The 5,679-nt window shown below is 66.5% G+C and carries 3 protein-coding genes and 3 pseudogenes; 2 read left to right on the forward strand and 4 right to left on the reverse strand.

All coding sequences use genetic code 11. The features are described 5' to 3' along the window. Positions 1 to 103: pseudogene (locus tag ABZ471_RS47430) on the forward strand (IS5/IS1182 family transposase); the annotation flags it as partial. A gap of 11 nt (positions 104 to 114) precedes the next feature. On the opposite strand, the gene ABZ471_RS47435 reads toward ABZ471_RS47430, so the two are convergent. The 4 genes and pseudogenes from ABZ471_RS47435 to ABZ471_RS47450 all read right to left on the reverse strand — a co-directional run bounded on the left by ABZ471_RS47435 (position 115) and on the right by ABZ471_RS47450 (position 5,188). Further along, complete coding sequence (locus tag ABZ471_RS47435; RefSeq protein WP_359075366.1) at positions 115 to 723, reverse strand: hypothetical protein; 609 nt, start codon at positions 721 to 723, stop codon at positions 115 to 117. 371 nt (positions 724 to 1,094) lie between these two features. Next, positions 1,095 to 2,228 carry a trypsin-like serine protease gene (locus ABZ471_RS47440; RefSeq protein WP_359075367.1) on the reverse strand — a complete coding sequence of 378 codons (1,134 nt, stop codon included), beginning with the start codon at positions 2,226 to 2,228 and terminating at the stop codon, positions 1,095 to 1,097. Between the two features lie 317 nt (positions 2,229 to 2,545). Beyond that, positions 2,546 to 2,817: pseudogene (locus tag ABZ471_RS47445) on the reverse strand (hypothetical protein); the annotation flags it as partial. A gap of 328 nt (positions 2,818 to 3,145) precedes the next feature. Continuing rightward, positions 3,146 to 5,188 (reverse strand): spermidine synthase, encoded by a 2,043-nt coding sequence (locus ABZ471_RS47450; RefSeq protein ID WP_359075368.1) that lies wholly within the window; start codon positions 5,186 to 5,188, stop codon positions 3,146 to 3,148. A gap of 342 nt (positions 5,189 to 5,530) precedes the next feature. On the opposite strand from ABZ471_RS47450, the pseudogene ABZ471_RS47455 reads away from it, so the two are divergent. Continuing rightward, positions 5,531 to 5,679: pseudogene (locus tag ABZ471_RS47455) on the forward strand (D-alanyl-D-alanine carboxypeptidase); the annotation flags it as partial.

Below are 5,679 nucleotides of genomic sequence, written 5' to 3' on the forward strand. Positions count from 1 at the left end.
CTACTTCACTCTGTGGCGCCAGGACGGCCTTGACCGGCGGATCCAGGAGATCCTGCGCTGCCAGGTGCGGGAGCGGTCCAGACGATTAGAGGACCGTCCCTCCAGGCCGGGTAGTTAACGTATTCGCGCTGGTGGCAAGGGGGTTGAGGGGTGTGTCGGGCTGGCGTAGGTAGCGGGTCCGGTCTTGTCGATGAGTCCTTGGCCAGCCCAGCGGTCGAGCTGGCGATACATGGTGCCCAGAGCGATGTCGCCGACATGTCGGGCGAGGTCGCGGGTGTGCCAGTGGCGTTCGGGGTCGGCGTGGAGGAGGTCCAGGACGCGTTGCCGGCGGCGGTCGGCCGGTGGGGTGTGGCGGTCGTTGTGCGAGGCGGTGGGCAGATCGGGCTCGGGTTCGACGATGGTGATGGCGAGTTCGGTGACCTGTCTGCTGGTGTCGGGGCGACCGTCCTCGAGACGTTCGTTGTATCGGGATATCGGCGATTTCACCTTGCGAGTGCTCACCCGCGGCCGCCTCGGCGGGAGCAGACCGGCCAGGACGCGCTGGCCTATGACGCCGACCCGACCAGGTTGTGTGGTGATGCTGGCGGCTTGGACGACCAGGTCATGAGCGGTCTGCAGAGCGATCGTGAAGCCGCACCGATCGGGGTCGGTGCCCGGCCTCGATTCGGCGGCATCGACCATCGCCGTCCGCAGCACTTGGTAGAGCGTCAGCAGGGTCCACATTTCCTGCTCGACCCCCTCGGGGTCTTGTGAGCGCAGGAGCCGACCCTGCTGGAGGGTGCAGGCGGCGCTGCGCACCCCGCGTCTCGGCCAGCACTTCGTCGACCAGCTCGAATGGCACGAGAGGGGTCAACTCACCCAGATGGCCTGGAGCAAAGCGGCCTCCGGCCACCGTGAACTCACGCGAGACGGTCATCAGCGCGGACGGCGGGGCACAATGACGCACAGGCAACGGAGCTCCATCGCAACGGGAAGTCTTGGCGGACTACCTGCTAACAGGAGCTCCGTTGCTGGCGTTTCGCCGCCACACGTTCACACCGCGATCAGCCTTGCCACCAGCGCGAATACGTTAACTACCCGGCCTTGGGGGAACTTCAGGGACCGTTGAGGGACTTGATGCCGTCAGGCGGAGGGTTGTCGCCTGCCTGGGGAGCCTCAGCAAACTCGCCGCTGTCGTGCTCGTCAGGCTCGTCGAAGGGTTCTTTGGTGGGGGTGCTGTCTGGGGTATCGGGCGCGTTGAGGTAGAATGGGAGGTTCGTGTCTTCCGTGGGGTCTTGAGAAGAATCGTCGCTGTCCTGCATGTCGGTCTCGTCGGACACCTTGGTGTCGTCAGGTGTGCCCGAAGGGGTGGTCTCCGTCGGGGTGTCGCATTCCGGCCTGGGTGCGAGGCTGGAGCCGAAGCCAGGGCCAAAGAAGTCGCAGCTTTGCGGAGTACCGTCTGAGCTGTCATCGATCCATTTGCGGAAGGCACTGACGTCCGTAAAGACCGTGTCGTCCTCTCCGCAGGCCCACGCGCTAGCCGGCCGGCTGGCGAGGCCGGCCAAGACCCATTCGCCCCCTTCCTGGTGCAGCTCGACGTTGTCCTTGTAGAGGGAGGGTCCCCCGGAGTCGCCTCTGCAGGCGGTGTCGGACGGGGTGCTGTTGATACACAGTTCATGGGTCGGGAGGAACGCGCCGGCTTCATCGCAGCTCGAGTCGCTGCTCACTGTTGTGTCGAGCTCCTTCAGACCGTCCGGAGTCGGGCACCCTCCGTGGGTGCAGTCTTCTCCCCACCCGAGCAGGCGGACCGGCGTGCCGGGCGGTGTACTGGAGTCGGCGATCCGGACTGGCGCCGCCTTCACCGGCTGGGCCAGCTTCAGCAATGCAATGTCGGAACCATCGATGTCGCGCAAATTATCGAACGGGAGCGCTTTTGCGACCTTCGCAAGCTCTCCGCCGGTGGAGGAGCTGTTCGAGCCGATGCGCACCGACAGCGACCCACTCAAAGACGTGACGCAGTGTTCGGCGGTCAGCATGGTCGTGGAGTCGATGAGCACCGCTCCGCACTTGTGATCCGTGCCGTAATAAGCTGATTGCAGGGATCCCATGAACGAGTATTCCTGTGATGCGTTCTGGCCGCCGACGATGGCGAGGGCAGCGGTTGCCGCTCCCCCGGCGAGGCATATCACGAGCAGGGTGATGAGGAGTGGACGGCCCCGGCGTCGTAGTCTCCGCGAAGATGAGCTCATGCGTGTGTACTGCTCCTGTCTGGTCGGCCACTCACGTTCACCGTTCGGTACTCATGGCACGGGTGACGATCGTTCGGCGCATCCTTCTCCGGCGCGGAGACTCGGTGACGAAAGTACTGGCAGGCAGCAGGCGTCGTCTGGTGGCCGTCGCTGGCCGGGCCGGTATGCCGCCGAGCGGTGCTTGACGTCTCGACTCCTGGGCCGCCCCCTCGCGAATCAGTAGCCGGTTGCGGCCGTACGCGATCAGCTCCCAGTCGGCCCCGGTGTCGTGCGCGTCCAACACGTCCGGCCCGCCGAAGTACTCGGCGCCGCGAGCCCAGTTCACGCCACGGCGCCAGCAGCTCGGCGAGATCGGGGCGCCTTGCGGAGAGGGCCTGCACCGGCTCGGACATGGGACCGAGCAGCGCGACCAGGTTGCGTTCGGCGTACGCGCGCAGTACTTCCCATGAGACGACGGGCAGGACGCCGTCGGTCTCGGCGCGGGCGGCGGACACCAGATGGCACAGCCGCGCCCATCCGGCCGTGTTCTGTGTGAGCAGGTGATCCGAAGCGGCGGCTCCAGCACGTGCGTGCCGCTGCGGACTGGCGTAGGCCAGAGCGCGAGGCCTTGAGACAGGTGCCGTTGCCGAAGTACAGACACAGCGAGGAGCGACGGCTCGACGACGCCGGCGGAAGCTGCCCCCGTGCTCGAACGGAACGCTGGGCCGAAGGGGCGGGAGATGGCGCCTCAAGCGGCTTGATGCCCAGCGTGGTCAGCCGCTCCTGTTGCTCGGGTAGGAGCAGCGACCAGGTGTACGGCTGTGTCTGCTGCTGGGACCACCCAGATTCTTACCGCGCAAGATCAAGAAGCCGACCTTCGGTTTCGCCTACCGTCTTACCAAGTACGAGCTCGGCAGAAGTCGTGAGGCGGCGGTTGGTCACTGCACGGAAGCTCTCGTTTCGTGCGGCACCGGTGACTGTGTCGCCGGCCGGCGCCCGGCGAACCGCATGATGACGCACGCTGCCAGATACAACAGGGCGACCACCAGCAGGAGCGCCTGATAGCCCGTCACCAGCGCCAGGTACTCGAGCGCGCCCCCGGTCAACGCGCCCAGCAGATTCGCGCCGAACGCCGATGTCGGGTCCGGCGCGAGGGCGAGGCGGTCGGAGAAGATGAGGTTGGCGCAGAAGATGGGGGCAAAGGCCAGGGTGACGGCGGCGGCGAGCCGCCCGGGGAAGGGCAGGGAGAGGACAGCGTGTGCAGGGACGAGCCAGGCCACGGCGAGGGTGCCGAAGAGCAGGAGCTGTAGCAGGGGCTGGTTGACCTGTCGTAGCCGACGCCGGACCTCGACCGCCGCGAGGACGGCGAGCAGGACACCGATGAAGACCAGGGCGTTGACCAGCCAGGTCGTACCGAAGTAGAGCGCGAAGCCGATCACGTTCTTCGTTTCGAGCAGCATGAAGGCCGCCCCCATCAGGAACATGTCGGTGTAGGGGACCGTGCTTCGGATGCGGACCCCGGCCAGGCGGACCGCGAGTAGCGTCACGAGCAGAATCGCGCCCAGCACGCCCAGGTAGAGCGTGGGGATGCTGCGGTGGAGCAGGTACGGGAAGGGGCGGTCGTCGTTCGCGGCCGCCGGGATGGGGCCGCTGGGCTGCCAGATGCGCTTGCACGACTGGTCGCCTGGTGTCATGCCGGTTACCAGCACGGCCGCGTTCTGGGCGAACGTGGTCATGCACGGGGCGTGGCCGTACACGTCCTCGAGTGAGCTGGCGAACCGGTCGACAAGCCAGCTCTGGCGATAGTAGTTGTACATGGCGAACGCGCCGTGTGGCGCCAGGTGTGCATGTGCGGCCTCGAATGCCTGTTTGGTGAACAGATAGCTTTCCAGGCGTAGGTTGCTGGCGCCGGCCACCAGGGTCAGCGAGTCCGGCAGCGCCAGGACCACGAGGTCGTACTTTGTGTTGGTCCGCTCCAGGAAGGCGCGTCCGTCGTTGATGTGGACGTGCACCCGGGGGTCCTCGTACGGCTTCGAAGGGTGGAGCTGTGCGCCGATCTGCTGCAGCCGGGGATCGATCTCGACCGCGTCCACGCGCTCGGCTCCCTGCGCCAGTGCGACGGCGACGTCGTTGCCGTTGCCGGCCCCGATGACCAGGATGCGTGTGTGTCGGTTGCGGGGCGTTTGGTCGTACGCCTGCCGGTAGGGCGAGTCCTGTTGTAGGAGCACGCTGAGCGGCGCAATGTTCTGGTGGGGGACACCGTTGGCGGAGATCCGGTACTCCGGAGGGTGGGTCGACAAGGGCGTGAGCTGGATCTTGTAGTAGGGCGACCAGGAGATGCCGGTGGTCGTCGTCTCCGCCAGCAGGGCGGCGACCATCGCGGTGAGGGGGATGCCGTACCGCAAGATGTTGCGCCGTCCGCCGAGGAGCAGCAGGGCTGCGGTGGCGATGACGCCCCATGCGACCGACGGAGCGCCAAGCCAGGACACCAGAGCGAAGGATGCTGAGCCTGTGAGGCTGCCGAGCAGATCGTAGCGATAGGCGTCCAGGGAGGGGAGTTGCCGGAAGAGATCGGCGGTGATCTTGCCGATGGCTGCCATGATTACCGCGGTGAGCAGGAAGATCGCCGGCAGTGTCACCCACGCGGGCAGCCCGGTGGCTTTCACGGTGGTGAAGTAGAGGACCTGGCCGCTGCTCTGCCGCACCTGCACCGGATAGGCGAGGATCCCGATGACGAGCAGGGCGAGCGGGACCGGTGCCCAGCGTTTGATCCACTGCCCACGCGTGGCGGGGATCAGGAACCCGACGCCAATGCCCAGGAAAGACCCCAGCAGGATGAAGTTCGAGAAGTAGCTGAGGTGGACGACGTTGGCGCCCGCCCATCTGATCAGGGCCAGCTCGAGGAACAGCATGGTGGCGCTGGCCAGCATCAGCCTCCAGCGCACCGAATTTACCTTTTGCCTGCTCTCGGTATTTTTCATATGTATTCACGGTGTCATCTCCGCACCGGCGCACGGGGTTGGGATGCAGGCGTGTCGCCCGCAAGAAGAGGGAAGGGGGGATGCTCTGCTCGCTGGTCAATGGCGAAGGCAGCCCATCACCTCTGCCCGCCCGGCACAGCAACGTCAGAGCGCTTGCCGCGACGGGCCGGCACTGGCCGTTCGCCGCACGGGCTGCTTCAATCGGCGCCCACACTTTCTCGACGACGGCCGAACGCTGACCCTCTGACGGCGGCTGCATCGCCCACACGACCCTGGTCATGGCTTCCCGGCATGGCGGCCCGTCCCACAAGCACAGGACGGCACGGTTTACCGCCCTGGTCTCAGGACACCTCGATCGACGCCGGGCAGGTCTTCGCCAAGCAACTCGCCGCCCAGGGCGTCACGGTCACCGGCGACGTCACCCGCGCCACCGCACGCCCGACGGACGTTCCGGTGGCCCAGCACAAGTCGGCGCCGCTGTCGGACATCGT

This window comes from Streptomyces sp. NPDC005728 (genome assembly GCF_040630895.1).
Taxonomy (GTDB): domain Bacteria; phylum Actinomycetota; class Actinomycetes; order Streptomycetales; family Streptomycetaceae; genus Streptomyces.